This window comes from Nonomuraea bangladeshensis, assembly GCF_039529455.1.
Classification (GTDB): domain Bacteria; phylum Actinomycetota; class Actinomycetes; order Streptosporangiales; family Streptosporangiaceae; genus Nonomuraea; species Nonomuraea bangladeshensis.
Genome location: NZ_BAAAMV010000010.1, coordinates 483,821 through 504,401 on the forward strand (window position 1 = coordinate 483,821; position 20,581 = coordinate 504,401).

At 72.5% G+C, this 20,581-nt stretch carries 24 protein-coding genes; 19 read left to right on the forward strand and 5 right to left on the reverse strand.

What is annotated here, in order from left to right; all coding sequences use genetic code 11:
* The first annotated feature begins 25 nt into the window (after positions 1-25).
* Genes ABD292_RS34865 through hisF form a run of 4 tightly spaced genes read left to right on the forward strand, consistent with a single transcriptional unit; the run spans position 26 to position 2,271 of the window.
* Entirely contained in the window at positions 26-355 is a 330-nt protein-coding gene (locus tag ABD292_RS34865) for a hypothetical protein (protein WP_344214941.1), read from the forward strand.
* Positions 356-359: 4 nt separating this feature from the next.
* Complete coding sequence (gene priA, locus ABD292_RS34870; RefSeq protein ID WP_344214943.1) at positions 360-1,082, forward strand: bifunctional 1-(5-phosphoribosyl)-5-((5-phosphoribosylamino)methylideneamino)imidazole-4-carboxamide isomerase/phosphoribosylanthranilate isomerase PriA; 723 nt, start codon at positions 360-362, stop codon at positions 1,080-1,082.
* Positions 1,083-1,102: 20 nt separating this feature from the next.
* Complete coding sequence (locus ABD292_RS34875) at positions 1,103-1,513, forward strand: Rid family hydrolase (protein ID WP_344214945.1); 411 nt, start codon at positions 1,103-1,105, stop codon at positions 1,511-1,513.
* Positions 1,510-2,271 (forward strand): imidazole glycerol phosphate synthase subunit HisF, encoded by a 762-nt coding sequence (hisF, locus tag ABD292_RS34880; protein WP_344214947.1) that lies wholly within the window; start codon positions 1,510-1,512, stop codon positions 2,269-2,271. The genes ABD292_RS34875 and hisF overlap by 4 nt, the downstream gene beginning before the upstream one ends.
* An 18-nt stretch (positions 2,272-2,289) precedes the next feature.
* On the opposite strand, the gene ABD292_RS34885 is transcribed toward hisF, so the two are convergent.
* From ABD292_RS34885 to ABD292_RS34895, 3 genes are all read right to left on the reverse strand, one after another.
* Positions 2,290-3,651, reverse strand: a complete 1,362-nt coding sequence (locus tag ABD292_RS34885) for a glutamine synthetase family protein (RefSeq protein ID WP_344214949.1) — start codon at positions 3,649-3,651, stop codon at positions 2,290-2,292.
* 61 nt (positions 3,652-3,712) lie between these two features.
* Positions 3,713-3,874: a cytochrome c family protein gene (locus ABD292_RS34890; protein WP_020543816.1), complete on the reverse strand. Its 162-nt coding sequence runs from the start codon at positions 3,872-3,874 to the stop codon at positions 3,713-3,715.
* 174 nt (positions 3,875-4,048) lie between these two features.
* Positions 4,049-4,678 carry a TIGR03085 family metal-binding protein gene (locus ABD292_RS34895; RefSeq protein ID WP_344214951.1) on the reverse strand — a complete coding sequence of 210 codons (630 nt, stop codon included), beginning with the start codon at positions 4,676-4,678 and terminating at the stop codon, positions 4,049-4,051.
* A 117-nt stretch (positions 4,679-4,795) separates the two neighbouring features.
* Here ABD292_RS34895 and ABD292_RS34900 point away from each other — a divergent pair, with 117 nt between their 5' ends.
* Positions 4,796-6,634, forward strand: coding sequence for an ABC transporter ATP-binding protein (locus tag ABD292_RS34900; RefSeq protein WP_344215072.1), 1,839 nt, complete (start codon positions 4,796-4,798; stop codon positions 6,632-6,634).
* Complete coding sequence (locus ABD292_RS34905) at positions 6,631-8,412, forward strand: ABC transporter ATP-binding protein (protein ID WP_344214953.1); 1,782 nt, start codon at positions 6,631-6,633, stop codon at positions 8,410-8,412. The genes ABD292_RS34900 and ABD292_RS34905 overlap by 4 nt, the downstream gene beginning before the upstream one ends.
* Here ABD292_RS34905 and ABD292_RS34910 read toward each other — a convergent pair whose 3' ends face one another.
* A complete protein-coding gene (locus tag ABD292_RS34910) occupies positions 8,413-8,802 on the reverse strand; it encodes an ATP-binding protein (protein ID WP_344214956.1) in 390 nt (129 codons plus the stop codon).
* Between the two features lie 151 nt (positions 8,803-8,953).
* Between ABD292_RS34910 and ABD292_RS34915 the strand changes: the two genes are divergently transcribed.
* From ABD292_RS34915 to trpA, 9 genes are all read left to right on the forward strand, one after another.
* Entirely contained in the window at positions 8,954-9,316 is a 363-nt protein-coding gene (locus ABD292_RS34915; RefSeq protein WP_344214958.1) for an STAS domain-containing protein, read from the forward strand.
* Between the two features lie 39 nt (positions 9,317-9,355).
* Positions 9,356-9,700, forward strand: a complete 345-nt coding sequence (hisI, locus tag ABD292_RS34920; RefSeq protein WP_344214960.1) for a phosphoribosyl-AMP cyclohydrolase — start codon at positions 9,356-9,358, stop codon at positions 9,698-9,700.
* A 4-nt stretch (positions 9,701-9,704) separates the two neighbouring features.
* The gene (locus tag ABD292_RS34925) at positions 9,705-10,286 is read left to right on the forward strand and encodes a Trp biosynthesis-associated membrane protein (RefSeq protein ID WP_344214962.1); all 582 of its coding nucleotides are present in this window, start codon (positions 9,705-9,707) and stop codon (positions 10,284-10,286) included.
* Positions 10,287-10,391: 105 nt separating this feature from the next.
* A complete protein-coding gene (locus ABD292_RS34930; RefSeq protein ID WP_344214965.1) occupies positions 10,392-10,994 on the forward strand; it encodes a DUF4190 domain-containing protein in 603 nt (200 codons plus the stop codon).
* Between the two features lie 137 nt (positions 10,995-11,131).
* A complete protein-coding gene (locus ABD292_RS34935; RefSeq protein ID WP_344214967.1) occupies positions 11,132-11,680 on the forward strand; it encodes a CD225/dispanin family protein in 549 nt (182 codons plus the stop codon).
* A gap of 44 nt (positions 11,681-11,724) precedes the next feature.
* Complete coding sequence (locus ABD292_RS34940; RefSeq protein ID WP_344214969.1) at positions 11,725-12,156, forward strand: DUF2752 domain-containing protein; 432 nt, start codon at positions 11,725-11,727, stop codon at positions 12,154-12,156.
* 131 nt (positions 12,157-12,287) lie between these two features.
* Positions 12,288-13,127, forward strand: coding sequence for an indole-3-glycerol phosphate synthase TrpC (gene trpC, locus ABD292_RS34945; RefSeq protein WP_344214971.1), 840 nt, complete (start codon positions 12,288-12,290; stop codon positions 13,125-13,127).
* 20 nt (positions 13,128-13,147) lie between these two features.
* Complete coding sequence (trpB, locus tag ABD292_RS34950) at positions 13,148-14,371, forward strand: tryptophan synthase subunit beta (protein ID WP_371250377.1); 1,224 nt, start codon at positions 13,148-13,150, stop codon at positions 14,369-14,371.
* A 71-nt stretch (positions 14,372-14,442) separates the two neighbouring features.
* Positions 14,443-15,237: a tryptophan synthase subunit alpha gene (gene trpA / locus ABD292_RS34955; RefSeq protein WP_344214973.1), complete on the forward strand. Its 795-nt coding sequence runs from the start codon at positions 14,443-14,445 to the stop codon at positions 15,235-15,237.
* Positions 15,238-15,298: 61 nt separating this feature from the next.
* On the opposite strand, the gene ABD292_RS34960 is transcribed toward trpA, so the two are convergent.
* Positions 15,299-15,958 (reverse strand): VC0807 family protein, encoded by a 660-nt coding sequence (locus ABD292_RS34960; protein WP_344214975.1) that lies wholly within the window; start codon positions 15,956-15,958, stop codon positions 15,299-15,301.
* A gap of 197 nt (positions 15,959-16,155) precedes the next feature.
* Between ABD292_RS34960 and ABD292_RS34965 the strand changes: the two genes are divergently transcribed.
* The 4 genes from ABD292_RS34965 to ABD292_RS34980 are packed head-to-tail and all read left to right on the forward strand — an operon-like array spanning position 16,156 to position 19,440.
* Positions 16,156-16,632 carry a MauE/DoxX family redox-associated membrane protein gene (locus tag ABD292_RS34965; protein ID WP_344214977.1) on the forward strand — a complete coding sequence of 159 codons (477 nt, stop codon included), beginning with the start codon at positions 16,156-16,158 and terminating at the stop codon, positions 16,630-16,632.
* 23 nt (positions 16,633-16,655) lie between these two features.
* Positions 16,656-17,393, forward strand: coding sequence for a DsbA family protein (locus ABD292_RS34970; protein WP_344214979.1), 738 nt, complete (start codon positions 16,656-16,658; stop codon positions 17,391-17,393).
* A 26-nt stretch (positions 17,394-17,419) separates the two neighbouring features.
* A complete protein-coding gene (gene lgt, locus ABD292_RS34975) occupies positions 17,420-18,739 on the forward strand; it encodes a prolipoprotein diacylglyceryl transferase (RefSeq protein ID WP_344214981.1) in 1,320 nt (439 codons plus the stop codon).
* Entirely contained in the window at positions 18,736-19,440 is a 705-nt protein-coding gene (locus ABD292_RS34980) for a VIT1/CCC1 transporter family protein (RefSeq protein ID WP_344214983.1), read from the forward strand. Before lgt ends, ABD292_RS34980 begins: the two co-directional genes overlap by 4 nt.
* The last annotated feature ends 1,141 nt before the right edge of the window (positions 19,441-20,581 follow it).

Sequence of the window (20,581 nt, forward strand, 5' to 3'; positions counted from 1 at the left end):
CGAGCGCGACCAGGGCGGGAGAGCGGTGAGCAAGGAACGGGCCCGGCGGCGGGCCGAGCGTGAGGCCGAGCGGGCCCGCGCCATGCGCGCCAACGAGGAGCGCCAGGCGCGCGGCGCCCGGCGGCGGGCCTTCTTCGCCCGGCTCGTGCCGCGCCCGGTGCGCGTCCGCCGCCAGGGCGGCCTGATCGCCCGCCGCCACCGGGCGCAGAACGTGGTGGTGGGGGCGGCGTTCCTGCTGGTCCAGGCGCTGGCCTGGCTGCTGTGGGGCTCGCCCGCGGTCAGTTTCGCGGTGCTCGTCCTGTCCCTGCTGCTCGTACCCGTTGTCGTGACCCTCGCCTTCGACCGGAGGACCTGAAGAAATGTCGCTCGTACTGCTGCCCGCCGTGGACATCGTGGACGGCCAGGCCGTCCGCCTGAGCCAGGGCGAGGCCGGCACCGAGACCGGCTACGGCGCGCCGCTGGAGGCCGCGCTGACCTGGCAGGAGGCCGGCGCCGAGTGGATCCACGTGGTGGACCTCGACGCGGCGTTCGGTCGGGGGGACAACCGCGAGCTGATCGCCGAGCTGATCGGCCGGATTGACGTCAACGTGGAGCTGTCCGGCGGCATCCGCGACGACGCCACCCTGGCCGCCGCCCTGGCCACCGGCTGCCGCCGGGTCAACATCGGCACCGCCGCGCTGGAGAACCCCGAGTGGTGCCGCAAGATCATCGCTGAGCACGGCGACCGCATCGCGGTGGGTCTCGACGTGCGGGGCACGACGCTGGCCGCGCGCGGCTGGACCCAGGACGCCGGTGACCTGTGGGAGGTGCTCGACCGGCTGGAGGCCGACGGCTGCCCTCGCTACGTCGTCACCGACGTCACCAAGGACGGCATGCTCCAAGGCCCCAACCTCGACCTTTACCGCCAAATCTGCGCACGGACCGACAAACCGGTCATCGCCAGCGGCGGCGTCTCCAGCCTCGATGACCTGCTCGCACTGGCTTCTCTCGTTCCCGACGGAGTGGAGGGCGCCATAGTGGGCAAGGCCCTCTACGCTCACGCGTTCACACTCGAGAACGCGCTTGCCGCGGTACGCGTGTAGCTCCGCCGGGAGGGGACGGAATGAGCGTCAGCAGCGACGGCATGCAGAACACCGGTCCGAGGATCTTCTCCGGAGGCATCTGGGAGGAGAAGTACGGCTACGCCCGCGCCGTGGTCGCCGGGGAGCGGGTGATCGTGTCCGGGTGCACGGCCACGGTCGAGGGAGAGGTCCGGCACGTCGGCGACGCCCACGCGCAGGCGCTGACCGCGATCGACATCGCGCTGGAAGCCGTCCTGATGGGCGGGCTCACCCGCGAGGACGTCGTCATGGTCCGCTACTACGTGGTCGAGCAGCGTCACTTCGACGTCGTCGGCCAGGCCATCGGCGAGGCCTTCGGCAAGGTGCGGCCCGCCTGCACAGGAGTACGGGTGGCCGGACTGGTCGACCCGAGAATGCTGGTCGAGATCGAAATAGAGGCACTGCGAGCATGACCGTAGCCGTACGAGTGATCCCCTGTCTCGACGTCGACGCCGGGCGCGTGGTCAAGGGCGTCAACTTCGAGAACCTGCGCGACGCGGGCGATCCCGTCGAGCTGGCCCGGCGCTATGACGAGGAGGGCGCCGACGAGCTGACCTTCCTCGACATCACCGCCTCGTCCGGCGAGCGGGAGACCATGCTCGACGTGGTGCGCAGGACCGCCGAGCAGGTGTTCATCCCGCTCACCGTCGGGGGCGGGGTGCGCTCGGTCGAGGACGTCGACCGGCTGCTGCGGGCCGGCGCCGACAAGGTGTCGCTCAACACCGCCGCCATCGCCCGGCCGGAGCTGCTGACCGAGGCGTCGCGACGGTTCGGCGCCCAGTGCGTCGTGCTGTCGGTGGACGCCCGGCGGGCGCCCGGCACCCCGAGCGGGTTCGAGGTGACCACCCACGGCGGGCGGCGCGGCACCGGCATCGACGCGGTGGAGTGGGCGGCGCGCGGCGAGGAGCTGGGCGTGGGCGAGATCCTGCTCAACTCGATGGACGGCGACGGCACGCTCGACGGCTACGACCTGGAGATGCTGCGGGCGGTGCGCGCCGCCGTCCGGGTGCCGGTGATCGCCAGCGGCGGGGCCGGCCGGCTGGAGGACTTCCCGCCGGCGGTGGCGGCGGGCGCCGACGCCGTGCTCGCGGCGTCGGTCTTCCACTTCGGCACGCTGAAGATCTCCGAGGTCAAGGACACGCTGCGGATGGCGGGCCACCCGGTCCGCTGAGGGGCCACCGCGTGCGCGTCAGAAGGCGCGCACGTGGTGGTACAGCTCGTAGGCGACGTCGTGGGCGGCGAACGCGGCCGCCTCCGACCGCTTGACCGCCATGTACGCGCTGCGCCGCAGCGGCCCGAGCGCCTCCATCAGCACCTCGTCGGCCTCCAGCGCGTCGAGCGCCTCGCCGAGCGAGGACGGCAGGCGGGGATAGCGGCCCGGCAGCGTGTCCGGGTCGACGCCGACCGGCTCGCCGGGGTCGAGCCCGCGCCGGATGCCGTCGAGGCCGGCGTGGATGACCGCGCCCAGCGACAGGTAGGGGTTGGCCGAGGAGTCCGACGGCTTCAGCTCCAGGTTGGGCTCGCCGCTCTCGCCGAGCGCGGAGCACACGCGGACCGCGGCCTCGCGGTTGTCCGGCCCGTGGACCGCGTACGCGCTGGCCCACGTGCGCGGCGCCAGCCGGCGGAAGCTGTTGACGCTGCCGCAGGTGAGCGCGGTGAGGGCGGGCAGGTGGGCGATGAGCCCGCCGATGAAGGCGCGGCGCACGTCGTTGTCCTGGCCGAAGACGTTGACCTTGTCGTCCCACAGCGACAGGTGCAGGTGGGCGCCGTTGCCCGCCTGGTCGGCCAGCGGCTTGGGCGCCAGCGTGGCCCACATCTGCATGCGCATGGCCACGCCGCGCGCGCTCTCGCGGAACAGCACGTGGTTGTCGGCGGCCCGCAGCGCGGGCGCGTGCCGGACGGACAGCTCCTGCTGGCCGGGCCCGAGCTCCGGGTGGTAGTGCTCGACGCGCAGGCCCTGCGTCTCCAGCGTCCGGACGAGCTTGACGGCGTAGTCGTGGGCCGTGTCGAACCCGGTGTTGGCGTAGCACAGCGAGTCGTCGAGCGGGACCAGCCGGTCGGGGCCGCCCCCGGGGTCGGGCAGCCGGCGTCCGAGCGTGAACTCCGGCTCGAACGCCGCGACCAGCGTGTAACCCTCGGTGGCGAGCTCGGCGATCGCCTCCTTGAGGAACGTCCGCGGGCACGCCTCCCAGGGTGAGCCGTCGGGCCGGCGAAGGTCCGACAGCATGGCGGCCGCGCCTGGGGCATGCGGCAGCGGGACGTAGGTGGCCGGGTCGGGGACGATGCGGACCTCGCCCACCGGGCCCAGCTGCTCGACGTCCTGGAGCTGGTCGAGCATGTTCATCGCCATCATGGCCACCGTGTGCCCGATGCCCGTGCCGAGGCGTTCGGCCAGCCGCGACCTGGACGCCGCCTTGCCACGGATCACGCCACCGTGGTCGGCGTACAAGAAGCGGATCAGCTCGACGCCCTCCAGCTCGGCCCGTTCGAGGATGCGCCGTGCGTGGGGGTCGAGCTGGCTGGTCCTGTTGCCGCTGGGGCGATCTCTCATCCTGCCTGCGTAACACGATCGGGCACCGCGGGGAAGCACCCGCCGCAGACAGAAGGGCGGGTTACGTCAGAACCTGCGAGAAGAACACGGCCAACTGATCGGCTCCTTGGAAGATTCCGTTGATCACACCGTTCACCGCGTCGGCGGCTTGGGCCGGCCGGGTGAACAGGTAGAAGACCACGAACGCGATAGCCACGTAGGTGATCACCTTCTTGACCTGCATGGGGGGCCTCCTGCAGTCCATTCCCAGCCGTATATACCCGGATCTGGGCGATCACTGGCATCCACGGCGAAGATGTTCATGATCATAACCGGGGGGCTTCTTTCCTCTGCCATGGTACGGGCTCGAATGCTCATGCGAGCCCCTACGGGACCGGGACTTCTGCTTGACCGGCGGCTAGATCCCCAGGGTCGCCGAGCGCACCCTGGCGACCGCCTCGGGGTCGCCCGTGAGCTCGACCCGGGCGTGCTCCTGGCGGCCGAAGCAGAACAGCAGCAGCTCGGAGGCGGTGCCGGTGACCTCGACCCGCGGGCTCTGGCGGGGGCCGCCGAGCGCCACGCCGCCGCCGAGGCGGTGCAGCACGACGCCGACCGGCGAGCGGCGCAGCATGAGACGGGCGCCGGCCGAGACCCGCTGCCACAGGAGGCGGTCGAGGCCGGCGGGCAGGTCGCGGGGCTCCCAGGCGGGCTGGGCGCGGCGCACGTCCTCGTGGTGGACGAACAGCTCGATCGTGTTGACGGTCTCGTCGAGGAAGCGGGCCAGGCCGTAGACGCCGCCGGGCCGCCGGACGATGCCGACCAGCTCGGGATAGGGATGTCTGGCCTTCATGGCGTCCATGACGGAGGCGGTGTAGCCGGACAGCGCCTTGACCGCGATGCCGGGCATCGCGTCCGGGCGGCGCTCGCGGACCGCCAGGTGGGCGGCCAGGTCGTAGCTGGTCCAGCCCGTGCACAGGGTCGGCGCGTCGGGGCCGACCCGGTCGAGCAGGTCACACAGCGCGTTGCGCTCGTCGCGGGCATACGTCACGTGCCCACCCTACCCACGGGAATAACAGCAGGATCAGGGGTGATGTAGTGACTTGCGTGTAAATACCGTTGAATACAGGGAGGCCAACCGGTGGCGAGCAAGGTCACCTCGGCCGTCATGCGTCAGGGACTGCGGGTCCTTGGGGTGGCCGTCCGTACCGAGAAGGCCGTTTTCGCCCTCGCCGTGCTGGCCAGCGCGGTCTACGGGGGCATGACCGTCGCCTCCGCGTGGGCGCTCGGCTGGGCCACCGAGAACGTGGTGCTGCCCGCCTTCGCCGAGGGCCGGGTCGGCGCGGGCGCGCTGTGGGCCGGCGCGGGCCTCATCCTGGGCACCGCGCTGCTCAAGGCGCTGGGCGTGGCCGGGCGGCGCATCCTGGCCGGCGTCATGCAGTACCGCATGCAGGCCAGGTCCCGCAGGGACGTCACCAAGCAGTACCTCCGGCTGCCGCTGTCCTGGCACCACCGGCACCCGACCGGCCAGCTCCTGTCGAACGCCAGCGCCGACGCCGAGGCCGCCTGGGCCCCGCTCGCGCCGCTGCCCATGGCCGTCGGCGTGATCGTCATGCTGGTCACCGCGGCCGTGGCGATGGTGTTCACCGATCTCGTGCTGGCCCTGGTGGGCTTCCTGATCTTCCCGGCCATCGCCGTGCTCAACCTCGTCTACCAGCGCAGGCTCAGCCCGCTGGCCACCCGCGCCCAGCAGCTGCGCGCCGAGGTCAGCGAGATCGCGCACGAGAGCTTCGACGGCGCGCTCGTCGTCAAGACCCTCGGCAGGGAGGACCTGGAGACCGAGCGTTTCCGGCGCCGCGCCCACGAGCTGCGCGACGCCAACATCGCCGTCGGGCGGGTGCGCGGCCTGTTCGACCCGATGCTGGAGGCGCTGCCCACGCTGGGCGTGCTCGCGGTCCTCGCCGTCGGAGCGCTGCGGCTGTCCGGCGGCGCGATCGGCTCCGGCGACCTGGTGCAGGTCGCCTACCTGTTCACGCTGCTGGCCTTCCCGATCAGGGCGCTCGGCTGGGTGCTGGCCGAGCTGCCGCGCAGCGTCGTCGGCTGGCAGCGGGTGCAGGCCGTGCTGGACGCCACCGGCTCCATGGACTACGGCACGCGCGAGGCCGCCGCGCCGGAGTCCGGGCCCGCCGCCCTGGAGGTGCGGGGCGTCTCCTACGCCTACGGCGAGGCCGAGGTGCTGCACGACGTCGCCTTCGAGGTGCCCGCCGGGCGTACCGTCGCGATCGTCGGGCCGACCGGCGCGGGCAAGTCCACGCTGGTGCAGCTGCTCGTCAGGCTCGTCGACCCCGACCGGGGCGCGGTCCTGCTCGACGGCGCCGACCTGCGCGAGCTGGCCTACGGCGCGGTCGCCTCCTCGGCGGCCCTGGTGCCCCAGCAGACGTTCCTGTTCGACGACACCGTACGCGGCAACGTCGCGCTCAACCTGGACACCCCCGACGAGGACGTGTGGGCCGCGCTCCGGCTGGCCCAGGCCGACGGCTTCGTGGCCCGGCTGCCCGAGGGGCTGGACACCCGGGTCGGCGAGCGGGGCGCGTCCCTGTCCGGCGGCCAGCGCCAGCGCGTCGCGCTGGCCCGCGCGATCGTCCGCCGCCCCCGCCTGCTCGTCCTCGACGACGCCACCAGCAGCGTCGACCCCCAGGTCGAGGCCAAGATCCTGTACGGCCTGCGGGACGCCGCAGAGTCCTCCACCGTCGTGGTCGTCGCCTACCGCATGGCCACGATCGCGCTCGCCGACGAGGTCGTCTACCTCGACCACGGCCGGGTCGTGGACCACGGCCCGCACGAGGAGCTCATCGAGCGCTGCGCGGGCTACCGCAACCTGGTGACGGCCTACGAGCGCGAGGAGGCCGAGCGCGCCGCCATCGAGGTCGCGGGCGTCACAGGGGAGGAGCTGGAGGAAGAGATCGAGAAAGAGATCGCCGGCGAGGAAGAAGAGGTCAGCGCATGACGGTCCAGGGCATCCACGGCAACGCCGAACGCTCCGCGCTGGCCACCGTCCGGCAGGGGCTGTCGCTCACGCCCGAGTTCCGCAAGGGGCTCGGGGTCACGCTGGCCCTCGCCGTCGTCGCCACGGCCGGCAAGATCATCGTGCCGATCGCCGTCCAGCAGACGATCGACCAGGGGCTCAAGTCCGGCAGGCCGGACGTCGCGTACATCACCTGGGCCGTGGTGGTGTGCGCCGCCGCCGTGGTGCTGACGGCGCTGGCCGCGTACGTCATGAACGTCCGCCTCTACAAGGCCACCGAGTCGTCGCTGGCCACCCTGCGCGTGCGCGGCTTCCGGCACGTGCACGACCTGTCGGTGCTCACCCAGAACTCCGAGCGCCGCGGCGCCCTGGTCTCGCGCGTCACCAACGACATCGACCAGATCAGCTCCTTCATGCAGTGGGGCGGGCTGATGATCATCGTGTCGCTGGGACAGCTCCTCGTGGCCACCGCGCTCATGCTCGTCTACTCCTGGCAGCTCACGCTGCTGGTGTGGGCCTGCTTCATCCCGCTGATGATCGCCCTGCCGCGCTTCCAGCGGCTGCTGTCGCGGGCGTACACGGTGGTGCGTGAGCGGACCGGCGACATGCTGGCCGCGGTCAGCGAGTCCGTCGTCGGCGCCGCCGTCATCCGCGCCTACGCCGCCGAGCGCCGCACGGCCGAGCGCGTGGACACGGCCGTCAACGCCAACCGCGCCGCCCAGACCAGGGCGCAGACCATCGTCGGCTTCGTCTTCCCGCTGACCGAGATCGTGGCCGCCGTCGCGATCGCCGGGATCGTCCTGCTCGGCGTGCGGCTCGGCCTGTCCGGCGACATCTCGCAGGGCCGGCTCGTGGCATTCCTGTTCCTCGTCACGCTCTTCGTCTCGCCGCTCCAGACCGCCACCGAGGTGCTCAACGAGGCCCAGAACGCGGTCGCCGGCTGGCGGCGCATCCTCGGCGTCCTCGACACCCCGCCCGACGTGGCCGACCCCGGCCCCAAGGGCGTCGAGCTGCCCCGCGGCCCCATCTCCGTCGCCTTCGAGGACGTCGACTTCGCCTACCCCGGCGGCGCGCCCGTGCTGCGCGAGGTCTTGGTGCGGATCCCGCCCCGCTCGCGGGTGGCGATCGTGGGGGAGACCGGCTCGGGCAAGACCACGTTCGCCAAGCTGCTGACCCGGCTCATGGACCCGGTCGCGGGCCGCGTCACCGTGGACGGCCACGACCTGCGCGACGTGCGCTTCTCCTCGCTGCGCGAGCGCATCGTCATGGTCCCGCAGGACGGCTTCCTGTTCGACGGCACGCTGGAGCAGAACATCCGCTACGGCAAGCCGTCGGCGACCCGCGAGGAGATCGCGCTGGCGCTGACCGAGCTGGGCCTCGCCGACTGGCTGGAGGGCCTGCCCGCGGGCCTCGACACGCCCGTCGGCCAGCGCGGCGAGTCGCTGTCGGCCGGCGAGCGTCAGCTCGTCGCCCTGGCCCGCGCCTACCTCGCCGACCCCGACCTGCTGCTGCTGGACGAGGCCACCTCGGCCGTGGACCCGGCCACCGAGGTGCGCCTGGCCCGCGCCCTGGAGGGCGTCACGCGCGGGCGCACCGCCGTCTCGATCGCCCACCGCCTGTCGACCGCGGAGAACGCCGACGAGGTGCTGGTCTTCGACGCCGGGCGGCTGGTGCAGCGCGGTCCGCACGCCGAGCTGGTGGGGCAGCCCGGGGTGTACGCCGACCTGCACGCCTCCTGGGTCTCGGCCGCCCGCTCCTGATCAGCCGGGCCCCGCCGCGAACGTCACGGTCGTGCCCCGGGGCCCGGAGACGATCATGACCTGGTCGCACAGCGTCCGCATCAGCCACAGCCCCCGCCCGCCGCTCTCCAGGCCGGTGGGCGGGGGCCGGGCGGCCGTCCAGCCCGGCGGCAGCCCGGGGCCCTCGTCGGAGACCTCGCACCACAGCCGCCCGGCGTGCGACCAGAGCCGCAGCGTGCCGCACCCGCCGCCGTGCACCACGGCGTTCGTGGTGATCTCGTTGACCGCCAGCACGAAGTCCTCCAGCCGCGGCCCGGCCAGCCCCTCGCGGGCGGCGTGCGCGGCGACCGTCCTGCGCAGGGACGCGATGTGCCCGCGCGCGAAGACCACGCGCAGCGCCTGCCTACACATCACCCACCTGGGACGTCCCCTCCCCTAGCACGAGCCGGCCACGAAAATACCCGGCGGCTCGCCATCACGTAGCGCATTCTCTGCAAAACCCACGGTGACGCCTCCCTGGGCGGTGTACCTTTCCGGCGGGGGACCGCCCAGGGGAGGGGTCATGAACGACGTGAGCGCCGGCGTGCTGGAGATGACGCGGCGCCGCCACGGCGAGCTCGTGGTGGTGAGCCTGGCCGGGGAGGTCGACGTGGACAACGCCACACGGGTGCGCGCCTGCCTGGACGAGGCGGCCGCCGAGGCCGCGAAGGTCCCGGGACCGCGCCTGGTCGTCGACCTGAGCGCGCTGACGTTCATCGACACGACGGGGCTCGGCGTCCTCGTGCGCCAGCTCGCCGCGCTGCGCGAGCGCGACGGCTCGATGGCGCTCGTCGCCCCCGACGGCCAGGTGCTGCGGCGGCTGCGCAGGACCAACCTCGCGCCGCTGTTTCCTATATACGACACGCTCTCCCAGGCCCTCGCCTGAGCGACGGCGGTGGCGGGGGCGTGCCGCCGGGCTGGTTGAATGGAACGCATGTCCCTGGATCCGGAGATCGCCGCCCGGCTGAAGCGCAACCCCGAGGGCCTCGTCCCCGCCATCGCGCAGCAGTACGACACCGGCGAGGTGCTGATGCTGGCCTGGATGAACGACGAGGCGCTGCACCGCACCCTGACCACCGGCCGGGCCACCTACTGGTCGCGCAGCCGCCAGGAGTTCTGGGTGAAGGGCGACACCTCCGGCCACGTCCAGCACGTCAAGTCGGTGGCGCTCGACTGCGACGGCGACACCGTGCTCGTCCGGGTCGACCAGGTGGGCGCTGCCTGCCACACCGGCGAGCGCACCTGCTTCGACGCCGACGTGCTCGGCTAGGCCGATGTCGACGGACAACGACGTCCGGCCGCGGGCGGCCACGCGCGGGCGGGAGCTGTGGGCCTGGCTGGCGGTCACCGTTCTCGGCTGCCTGCTGGTGCTGCTGGCCGCCGGCCGCACCTGGGTGAGCGTCGCCCAGACCGGGGCGGAGACGCCGACCGGCGGCGACCTCAGCCCGGTGCTGACGCCCCTCGCGCTGGCCGGGCTGGCCGGCGTGGTCGCCGTGCTGGCCACCAAGGGCGCCGGCCGCCGCGTCGTCGGCGGCCTGCTCGCCCTGTGCGGCGCCGGAGCGGGCGCCGGGACGTGGACGGCGCTCGACGGTTCCGGGGTGACCGACTGGCTCGCCGCCCACAACACCCTGCACGGCGCGACCGGCCTCACGTGGCACTTCGTGGCGGTGTGGCCGGCGGTGGCCGGCGCCGGCGCGCTGCTGCTGGCCGGGGGAGGGGTGCTGGCGATCGTACGCGGCGGCAGGTGGGCCGGCATGTCGGCCCGCTACGAGCGGCGCGGCCCGGCCCCCGCCGACGGCGACAAGGCCCTGTGGGACGCCCTCGACCGGGGGGACGACCCGACCGATCCCCGCTGACGCCGGGGATGACGAAATCAGCACTGTTCTGAACCTCTGTCCGCCCGTCCGCCGTTTCCTCAATAAGCTGCCGGTGCAACGGGCCACGACACGAGGAGTCAGGGGATGAGCTACGGGGACCAGGGCGGCGGCTACGGCGCCCAACCGCCAGGCGGCGGCTACGGCCAGCCGGGCCAGGGCCAGCCGGGATACGGCCAGCCGGGCTACGGGGGCTACGGCCAGCAGCCGCAGAGCGGGGGCGGCGGCTACGGCCAGCAGCCGCCCAGCGGCGGCGGCTATGGCGGTTACGGTCAGCAGCCCCCGAGCGGCGGCGGCTACGGCGAGCAGCCGCCGAGCGGCGCGGGATACGGCCAGCAGCAGTACGCCTACGGCCAGATGCCCCCGAGCGGCGCCTACGGCTACAACCAGTACGGCGCGCCCCCGCCCCCGCAGCGCCCCACCAACGGCATGGCCATCGCCTCGCTCGTCCTCGGCATCGTGGGCCTGATCAGCTGCGGGCTGACCAGCATCGTCGGGGTGATCCTCGGCCACATCGCGCTCGCCCGCATCAAGCGCTCCGGCGAGGAGGGCCAGGGCATGGCGGTGGCCGGCCTGGTGACGTCGTACATCATGGTCGTGATCAACGCCCTGCTGCTGATCTGGTTCGGCGGCATGATCCTGTCGATCATCGGGTTCGGCGCCGCCGCGTCGACTTCCTACGGCTATTAGCCACGGGCCAGTAGCCGCACGATGACCATGCGCTTGCGGTCGGATCACGAATTGTCCGCGATGCGGATATAAGTCCACGTGGGGCGGGGTTTCTCGCTAGGCTGCCGCGCACTCGCACCACTTGAGAGGTAAAACCCATGACGTACGGAAACCAGGGCGACGGCGGCTACGGCTCGCAGCCGCCCGGCGGGGGTTACGGCCAGCAGCCGCCGAGCGGTGGCGGCGGCTACGGCCAGCAGCCGCCCAGCGGCGGCGGTTACGGCGGCTACGGCCAGCAGCCCCCGAGCGGCGGCGGCTACGGCGAGCAGCCGCCGAGCGGCGGCGGCTACGGCGGTTACGGCCAGCAGCCCCCGAGCGGCGGCGGTTACGGCGGCTACGGTCAGCAGCCCCCCGGCGGCGGTGGCTATGGCGGCCAGCAGCCGCCGGACAACCACCTCGTCCCCGCCATCCTCACCACGCTGTTCTGCTGCCTGCCCCTCGGCATCGTGTCCATCGTGAAGTCGTCGCAGGTCAACCAGAAGTGGCAGGTCGGCGACTACCAGGGCGCGGTGCAGGCGAGCGAGGAGGCCAAGACCTGGTGGAAGCGCTCGATCATCTTCGGCGCCATCGGCTGGGGACTCCTCGTCCTCTTCTACGTCGTGGTGTTCGTCCTGCTCGCGGCGAGCATGCCGTCCACGTCGTACTGACGGCCGGACACGAAGACGGATACTGGAAGACGGATACTGGAAGCATGAATCTCGCGACGACCGGGCGGCGCGGCACGGGCCGGATCAAGGACCTGCTCGCGCCGCTCGGGGTCGCGGCCGGGACGGGGGCGGTGTTCGCGCTCGTCGGCGCGGTGGACCCCAACGAGCCCGGCCACTACCCGACCTGCCCCTTCCTGTGGCTGACCGGCCTCTACTGCCCGGGCTGCGGCACGCTGAGGTCCATCCACGCGCTGGCGCACCTCGATCCGGTCGCGGCGCTCGGGCTCAACCCGCTCATGGTGGCGATGATCCCGTTCCTGCTGTTCTGGTGGGGCAGGTGGGTGGTCCGGGCCGCGCAGGGCCGGCCACGCAGGACGACACTCGCTCACCCGGCGTGGCTATGGGCCTTCCTGGCGGTCGTCGTGGTCTACTGGATCGTCCGGAACCTGCCTTTCGGTGCGTTCCTCGCCCCCTAGGGCACGTGGAGACGCGAGCCCTGTGGTGAGGTACCCCGCAGGGGCCGATACCATCGCAGGACAGGCGGAGAGCGGACGCGAAGCGAACTCTTCAGCCACCCCCACAGTCGATCCGGAGGGACCCCAAGCGCGTGAGTGAGCGGACGGAAGGGCCGAGTGTCCTCGACGACATCCTCGACGGGGTGCGCGCCGACCTCGCGGCACGTCAGCAGGCCGTGTCCATGGAGGAGCTCAAGCGGCGGGCCGAGCGGGCCCAGCCGCCCAGGGACGCGATGGCCGCCCTCGGAGGCGACAAGGTCTCGGTGATCGCCGAGGTCAAGCGCTCCAGCCCGTCCAAGGGCGCGCTGGCCGCCATCGCCGACCCCGCCGCCCTGGCGGCCGACTACGAAGCGGGTGGCGCCCACGTCATCAGCGTGCTGACCGAGCAGCGCAAGTTCGGCGGCAGCCTCGACGACCTGGCCGCCGTGCGCGCCCGGGTCGACATCCCGATCCTGCGCAAGGACTTCATCCTCACCTCCTACCAGCTGTGGGAGGCGCGGGCGCACGGCGCCGACCTGGCGCTGCTCATGGTCGTCTGCCTGGAGCAGGAAGCGCTGGTGTCGCTCATCGAGCGGGCCGAGTCGATCGGGCTGACCCCGCTGGTCGAAGTGCACACCGAGGAGGAGCTCGACCGGGCGGTCGCCGCCGGCGCCCGCGTCATCGGGATCAACGCGCGCAACCTCAAGACACTTGAGGTCGATCGCGAGGTCTTCGCGAAGCTGGCGCCGAAGATCCCGGATAATGTCCTCAAGATCGCCGAGTCGGGCGTGCGCGGACCGCACGACCTGCTCGCCTACGCCCGTAACGGCGCCGACGCCGTCCTGGTGGGGGAGAGCCTGGTCACGGGCAAGGACCCGCGCAAGGCCGTGGAGGCGCTGGTCACCGCCGGCGCGCACCCGTCGACGCGCCCCGACCACTCAGCAGAGGGATAGCAGTGGCAAACGAAGGCACCATCCTGACCGCCGCGGATCTGGCGGGCAACGGCGCACTGGGCAACGACCCCGACGTGCACGGCAAGTTCGGCATCTTCGGCGGACGGTTCGTGCCCGAGGCGCTGATCCCGGCGCTCGACGAGGTCGCCTCGGTCTACGAGAAGGCCAAGAACGACCAGGAGTTCATCCGCGAGTTCGACCACCTGCTGCGCACCTACGCCGGGCGGCCCACGACGCTGACCGACGTGCCGCGCTTCAGCGAGCAGGCCGGCGGCGCCAGGATCGTGCTCAAGCGCGAGGACCTCACCCACACCGGCGCCCACAAGATCAACAACGTGCTGGGCCAGGCGCTGCTCACCAAGCGGCTGGGCAAGAAGCGGGTCATCGCCGAGACCGGCGCGGGGCAGCACGGCGTGGCCACCGCCACCGCCGCGGCCCTGCTCGGCCTGGAGTGCGTCATCTACATGGGCGCCGTCGACTGCGAGCGCCAGGCGCTCAACGTGGCCAGGATGAAGCTGCTCGGCGCCCAGGTGGTGCCGGTCACCAACGGCTCCCAGACGCTCAAGGACGCCATCAACGAGGCCTTCCGCGACTGGGTCACCAACGTCGACACCACCCACTACCTGTTCGGCACCATCGCGGGGCCGCACCCGTTCCCCGAGATGGTCCGCGACTTCGCGCGCATCATCGGCGTCGAGGCCCGCCGCCAGATCCAGGAGCTCACCGGCCGGCTGCCCGACGCCGTGTGCGCGGCCGTCGGCGGCGGCAGCAACGCCATCGGCATCTTCCACGCCTTCCTCGGCGACCAGGACGTCGCCCTGCACGGCTACGAAGCCGCCGGGCACGGCCTCGACAGCGGCGAGCACGCGCTCACGCTCACCGCGGGAACGGTCGGCGTGCTGCACGGCTCGCGCACGTACGTGCTGCAGGACGACGAGGGCCAGACGATCGAGTCCCACTCGATCTCGGCCGGCCTCGACTACCCGGGCGTCGGCCCGGAGCACGCCTGGCTCAAGGACACCGGCCGGGCCACCTACCACGGGGTGACCGACGACCAGGCCATGCAGGCGTTCTCCCTGCTGGCCAGGACCGAGGGCATCATCCCCGCCATCGAGTCCTCCCACGCCCTCGCCGGCGCGCTGGAGCTGGGCCGCGAGCTCGGCCCCGAGGCGACCATCCTGGTCAACCTCTCCGGCCGCGGGGACAAGGACATGGGCACGGCGATGAAATACTTCAACCTCTGACGAGTCGCCACCCCGGCAGCGGGCCTGCCGCGGGCCATCATGGTGGGACTCGACCTTCGAAACGGACAGACATGACGACTCTACAGACGGTGTTCGCCAAGGCGAAGGCGGACAACAGGGCCGCGCTCGTCGGCTACCTGCCCGCGGGCTTCCCGTCCAAGGACGGCGCCATCGCCGCCGCCGCGGCCCTGGTGGAGGCCGGCTGCGACGTCATCGAGATCGGCCTGCCCTATTCCGACCCGCTCATGGACGGGCCGACCATCCAGGACGCGGTGCACCGGTCGCTGACCAACGGCACCCGCATCGCCGACGTGCTGCGCACCGTCGAGGGGGTGGCCGCGACCGGCGCGGCCACGCTCGTCATGACCTACTGGAACCCGATCGACCGCTACGGCGCAGAGCGCTTCGCCCGCGACCTCGCCGCCGCGGGCGGGGTGGGCACGATCACGCCCGACCTGACGCCCGAGGAGTCCGAGCCGTGGCGGGCCGCCTCGGCCGCCGCCGGCATCGACACCGTGTTCCTGGTCGCGCCCAGTTCGACCGAGGAGCGCATCAAGGCGGTCGTCGACTGCTGCACCGGCTTCGTCTACGCCGCCTCGCTCATGGGCGTCACCGGCGCCCGCGAGACCGTCAACGTCGCCGCCGAGGGCCTGGTCAAGCGGACGCGGGAGCACACCACGCTGCCGGTGTGCGTCGGGCTCGGCGTCGGCACCGGCGCGCAGGCGGCCGAGGTCGCCTCCTACGCCGACGGCGTGATCGTGGGCTCGGCGTTCATCCGGCGGCTGCTCGACGCGCCCGACGAGGCCGCGGGGCGCGAGTCCTGCGCGGCCCTGGCCCGCGACATGGCGCGCGGCGTGCGCCGCTGACGATCTGCGCGGACGGCGCGGTCCCCTCGTACGGGGGCCGCGCTGTCGTGTTGTTCCCGCCTCACCCGGTCGCGGTGGCGGGCTCCCGGAGGGGCGCGTACAGCGGCGCGTACCGGTTGTAGAGCCCCGTGGGCACCAGATAGACGTTGATGGCGACCTGCACGAGCAGGAGCCACACGACGTACTGCGCGGTGCCCAGCGCGGGCACCACATCCATGGGCAGGGTGTAGGCCATCACCACCCGCACCGCGGCGTCCGCCAGCAGGCCCACCCCGTACATCACGGTCACCACCCGCCAGATCCGGCGGAAGGCGGGCAGCCGCTCCCACAGCACGTCCCAGGACTCGCCCGCCGGCCCGACCCGCCCCTCCAGCAGGAACCGGGTGAACGTGAACGCGAGCGGCCGGTCCCATCGCGCGCTCGACAGGAACCACAGCCCCGCCGCGCCCATGAACCAGCCGTCCTTGGCCAGCAGGAGGCGCGGGTCGTGGACGAGCGCCGAGACCGCGGCGCCGGCCAGGATCATCGCGGTCATGAACAGCGCCAGCCGGTCGGGCCTGCGCCCCCGCGCCAGGCTCACGGCGACGCTCACGCCCGGGACGAGCGAGCTGACCACCAGGGCCAGGTGCTCGTCGAGGCCGGCGCCGTAGCGCAAGCCGTAGTAGGCCCCCGTGGGCAGCGCGACGTCGACTCCGAGGGCGACCAGCGCTTTTACTCGCATGAGTAATACTTACTCTCTTCCGGTAAAACCGGCAAACATCGCAGGTCGGAGCGGGGGACACGCCGCTTAGCTGATGCTTATTCCGGGCGTGGTCCGATGGAGTCCCGGTACTGTGCGCAGTCCCGGCACGGAGAAGAAGGAGATGGCCTGTGGACGCGTCACTATCGTCACCTTCGGCCAGATTGCCGATACCCTGGGTGACGACAGTCGCCCGGCTGGTGCTGGGCGGAGTGCTGATCGCGGCGGGTGCGCTCAAGATCGGCAACCCGTCCGACTCGGTCCTGGCGGTCAAGGCTTACCAGTTGCTGCCCGAGTCGGTCGCCGTAGGGGTGGGCTACGCCCTGCCGATCGTGGAGATCGTCGTCGGCGTGCTGCTGGTCGTCGGTCTGCTGACCAGAGTGGCCGCCGTGATCGCGGCGCTGCTCATGCTGGCGTTCGTGTTCGGCATCGGCTGGGCGTGGGCGAACGGCCTGCGGATCGACTGCGGCTGCTTCGGCGGCGGCGGGCAGCTCGGGGCCGGCCAGGAGCCGGCCTACCTGATCGACATCCTGCGCGATTTCGGACTGGCGCTGCTCGGCGCCTGGACGGTCCGCTTCCCGCCGGGCCGCTTCGCGCTCGACGGCGCCCTCGGGCTCGGGGGCGACAGTGCTGACGACGACTTGGAGGACCTGTGATGGGCAAGGGCGAGAGGACGACCATGACACGCGGCGCACGCGAGAAGATCAAGGAGCAGCAGGCCGCCGCGCGCGCCCAGGAGCGGCGCAGACGGGCGATCACCTACACCGCGGCCGGGCTCGCCGCCGTGGCCGCGCTCGGGGCCGGCATCTGGTACGGCGTCAGCAAGTCCCAGCCCGAGGAGGCCGCCGGCGACCTCGCGCCGATCACCGTGCAGTCCGACGGCACCGTGGTCATGGCGAAGAGCGGCGTCGAGAAGCCCGTGCTCGACGTCTACGAGGACTTCCAGTGCCCGGCCTGCAAGGAGGCCGAGCGGGTCAGCGGCCAGACGATCAAGAACCTCGCCGCCGAGGGCAAGGTCAAGGTCGTCTACCACCCCATCACGATCTTCTCCCAGGAGCCCACCCGCTCCAACTCCCTGCGCGCGGGCAACGCCGCCAGGTGTGTCGCCGACGGCAAGCAGTGGCTGTCCTTCCACAACCTGCTCTTCCAGAACCAGCCGTCCGAGACCGCGGAGGGCTTCACCAACAGCCAGCTCATCGGGTGGGGCAAGGAGGCCGGGGTGACCGCGCCCGACTTCGAGCAGTGCGTCAACTCGGGCAAGCACGCGCAGGCGCAGCTGTCGTACAGCGAGAAGATCATGAACGAGCAGAAGCTGACCCACACGCCGACGCTGAAACTTAACGGCACAGAAGTGGACAACGCGGTCGTCTTCAGCCCTTCGGAGCTACGGGACGCGGTCACGAAGGCCGCCAAGTAGGCTCACGTCCGCTACCCTCACCTGACATGCCCCTTGCCTCGATTCCCAGCCCTTCCCAGGGGGTCTGGTATCTCGGAATCATCCCGATCCGGGCCTATGCGCTGTGCATCGTGCTCGGCGTCATCGTCGCCGTCTGGCTGAGCGAGCGGCGCTGGCGCGCCCGCGGTGGCCAGAAGGGGACGATCATTGACATCGCGGTCCCCGCGGTCATCTTCGGGCTGATCGGCGGCCGGCTCTACCACGTCATCACGGACTGGCAGACCTACTTCGGCAGCCGCGCGATCAAGCCCGCCTACAAGGCGCTGTTCATCTGGGAGGGCGGCCTCGGCATCTGGGGGGCGATCGCGCTCGGCGGCGTCGGCGTCTGGCTGGCGGCGCGCCGGCGCGGCCTGTCCATGACCGCCCTGGCCGACACGATCGCCCCCGGCATCGCGTTCGCCCAGGGCATCGGCCGCTGGGGCAACTGGTTCAACCAGGAGCTGTACGGCTCGCCGACGACGCTGCCGTGGGGCCTGGAAATCGACGTCGACCACGGCGGCGAGCCCGGCGTCCTCTACCACCCGACCTTCCTGTACGAGTCGATCTGGGACATCCTGCTCGGCTTCGCCCTCCTCCTCGTGGGCCGCCGCTTCAACCTGCGGTACGGGCGGCTGTTCGCCCTCTACGTGGCGGGCTACACCTTCGCCCGCTTCTGGATCGAGGGGCTGCGCATCGACCCGGTCGGCGGGGTCGACCACGCGGTGACGTTCCTCGGGCTGCGCATCAACCAGTGGACGTCGATCGTGCTGTTCGTCGGGGCGCTCATCTACTTCTGGGCGACGCGGAACAAGGAGGGCGTGGAGGTCGTCGTCTCGCCGTCCGCCGACGCCGACCCGGAGCACGGGGCCGACCAGAGCGACCCCGGCTCCACCGACGACACCCTCGCCTCGGACACGTCCACTTCCGGCGCGTCCGCCTCTGGTGCGTCTGCGTCTGACGCGTCCGCCTCCGACGCGCCCGCTTCCGACGCGCCCGCTTCCGACGTGCCCGCTTCCGACGTGCCCGCTTCCGGTGGGTCCGCCTCCGGCGCGCCTGCCTCTGACACCCTCGCCTCCGACGTGCCCGCCGTGGACGGCGGGTCGGGGGCGTCCGGCGAGGACCGGCCCGCGGCGGACGGCGACCCGGCCCACTCCGCCGCCGGCCTCGCCGGCGCGCGGGAGGCGGCCGGCGACGACCTGGACAGCAGCTCCGCGATCGGCTCCGGTGACACCGCCGTCGGCGCCGTCACCGGCGACTCGCGCGAGGGCGCCGAGGAGGCGGAGAAGGAGCCCGGCAGCCGCGCCGGGAAGGAAACGAACACGCGATGACCGAAGGCGCGGAGATTCACCACCGGCATCGCGACGTCACGGGCGGCTGGCTGAGGCCCTCGGTGTTCGGCACGATGGACGGGCTGGTGTCCAACTTCGCGCTCATCGCGGGTGTCGCGGGCGGCACCGCCGACACCCGGGTCATCGCCCTCAGCGGCGTCGCCGGCCTGGCCGCGGGAGCGCTGTCGATGGCCGGCGGCGAGTACGTCTCGGTGGCCAGCCAGCGGGAGCTGGCCCAGGCCGAGATCGCCGTCGAACGCCGCGAGCTGCGCCACCACCCCGAGGACGAGCAGGCCGAGCTCGCCCAGACCTTCGTCGACAAGGGCGTGGACCCCGCGCTCGCCGCCGAGGTGGCCAGACAGATCTCCCGCAACCCCGAGCGCGCCCTGGAGGTGCACACGGTCAACGAGCTCGGGGTCGCGCCGGGGAACCTGCCGTCTCCGCTGGTCGCCGCCATCTCGTCGTTCCTGTCGTTCGGGGTCGGGGCGTTGTTGCCGCTGTTGCCGTACGTGCTGGGAGCCGAGGAGCTGGCGATCTCGGCGGTGATCTCGTGTGCGGCGCTGTTCGCGGCGGGCGCTATCGTGTCGGCCGTGACGGCGCGAAGCTGGTGGTACTCAGGACTGAGGCAGCTCGTGGTGGGCGCGGTGGCGGCCGCGGTCACCTTCGGGGTGGGCAACCTGGTCGGGGCGGCGGGGCTGTGATGGCCCGCAGAAGAGCGGGCTCCCGCGGCAAGAACGACCAGCCCGGCCAGGACCAGGACCCCGCCTACCCCTCATGGCCGGAGTCGGGTCCGGCGGCCGGCGGCCACCCCGGCCAGGGTCCGTACGCGGAAGGCCCGGCGAGCGGCGCCCACCCCGCCACCCCCGGATACGGATACGGCGGTGCGCCTGCTCCGGCCTCGTACGACGACGGCCGGCGAGAAGATCCAGGCGGCCGGAGCGGACGCTCCCGGCACGGCCGCGCGTCCGATGGCCGCCGCGCCACCGGCGCCCCGCCTCACCCGTCCGCCGGACCGGACACCGGCGGTCACCGGGCATCGTCAGGCGGCACCGGCAACTGGCCGTCCTCCCCACCGACCGGCGAGAACGCTTGGACGTCCACCTCCCCGGAGAGCAGAGGCGCCTGGACACCGGCCTCTGCGGAGGGCGGGAGCGCCTGGACGCCGGCTCCTGGGCCGGGTGGGGGCAGCCGGGCGTCGGGCCCCGCGGACGGCGGGAGCCCCTGGGCGTCCACCCCTGCGGAGGGCGTGAGCAACTGGACGCCTGCTCCCGCGGACGGTGGCGGCCGTCGCGCCGCCACCGGCTCCGGCGGTGGCGGACACCGGGCGCTGGCCGGCGCCTCCGACGGTGGCTGGGCGGTGGTCACGGGCCCGGGCGCGGCGGATGCCGGCGCCCCCGGCAGCGCGCGCGGCGGCCACCACGCAGGGAGCCGGGGCACGGATCCCGCAGCGGACGCGCCGGCGGCGGACGCCGGCCGTGGCAGGCGCCGTAAGGGCCTGTTCGGAAAGGACAAGCCCGAAGAGGACTCCTTCGGCGGAGGAGACGGCCGGGACGGACGCGACTTCTTCGCGAAGGACCGTGTCGTGTCGGAGGCCTACAGCTCGGACGTCATGGCCGCCGAGGGCTTCGACCTGAACGACGGACCGCCCCTGGGCGGCTCCGGACCCGCCCAGGGGCCGTCACGCCGCTCCAGGCGGGCCAAGGGCCCGGCACGCGACACGGATGCGGGCCAGGGTCCGGCACGTGGCCGCGACGCGGGCCGGGGAGCGGCGCGTGGCTCGGAGGGGCAGACCCCAGCGCATGGTTCGGATGCGGGGCAGGGCTCGGCTGGCGGTTTCGATGC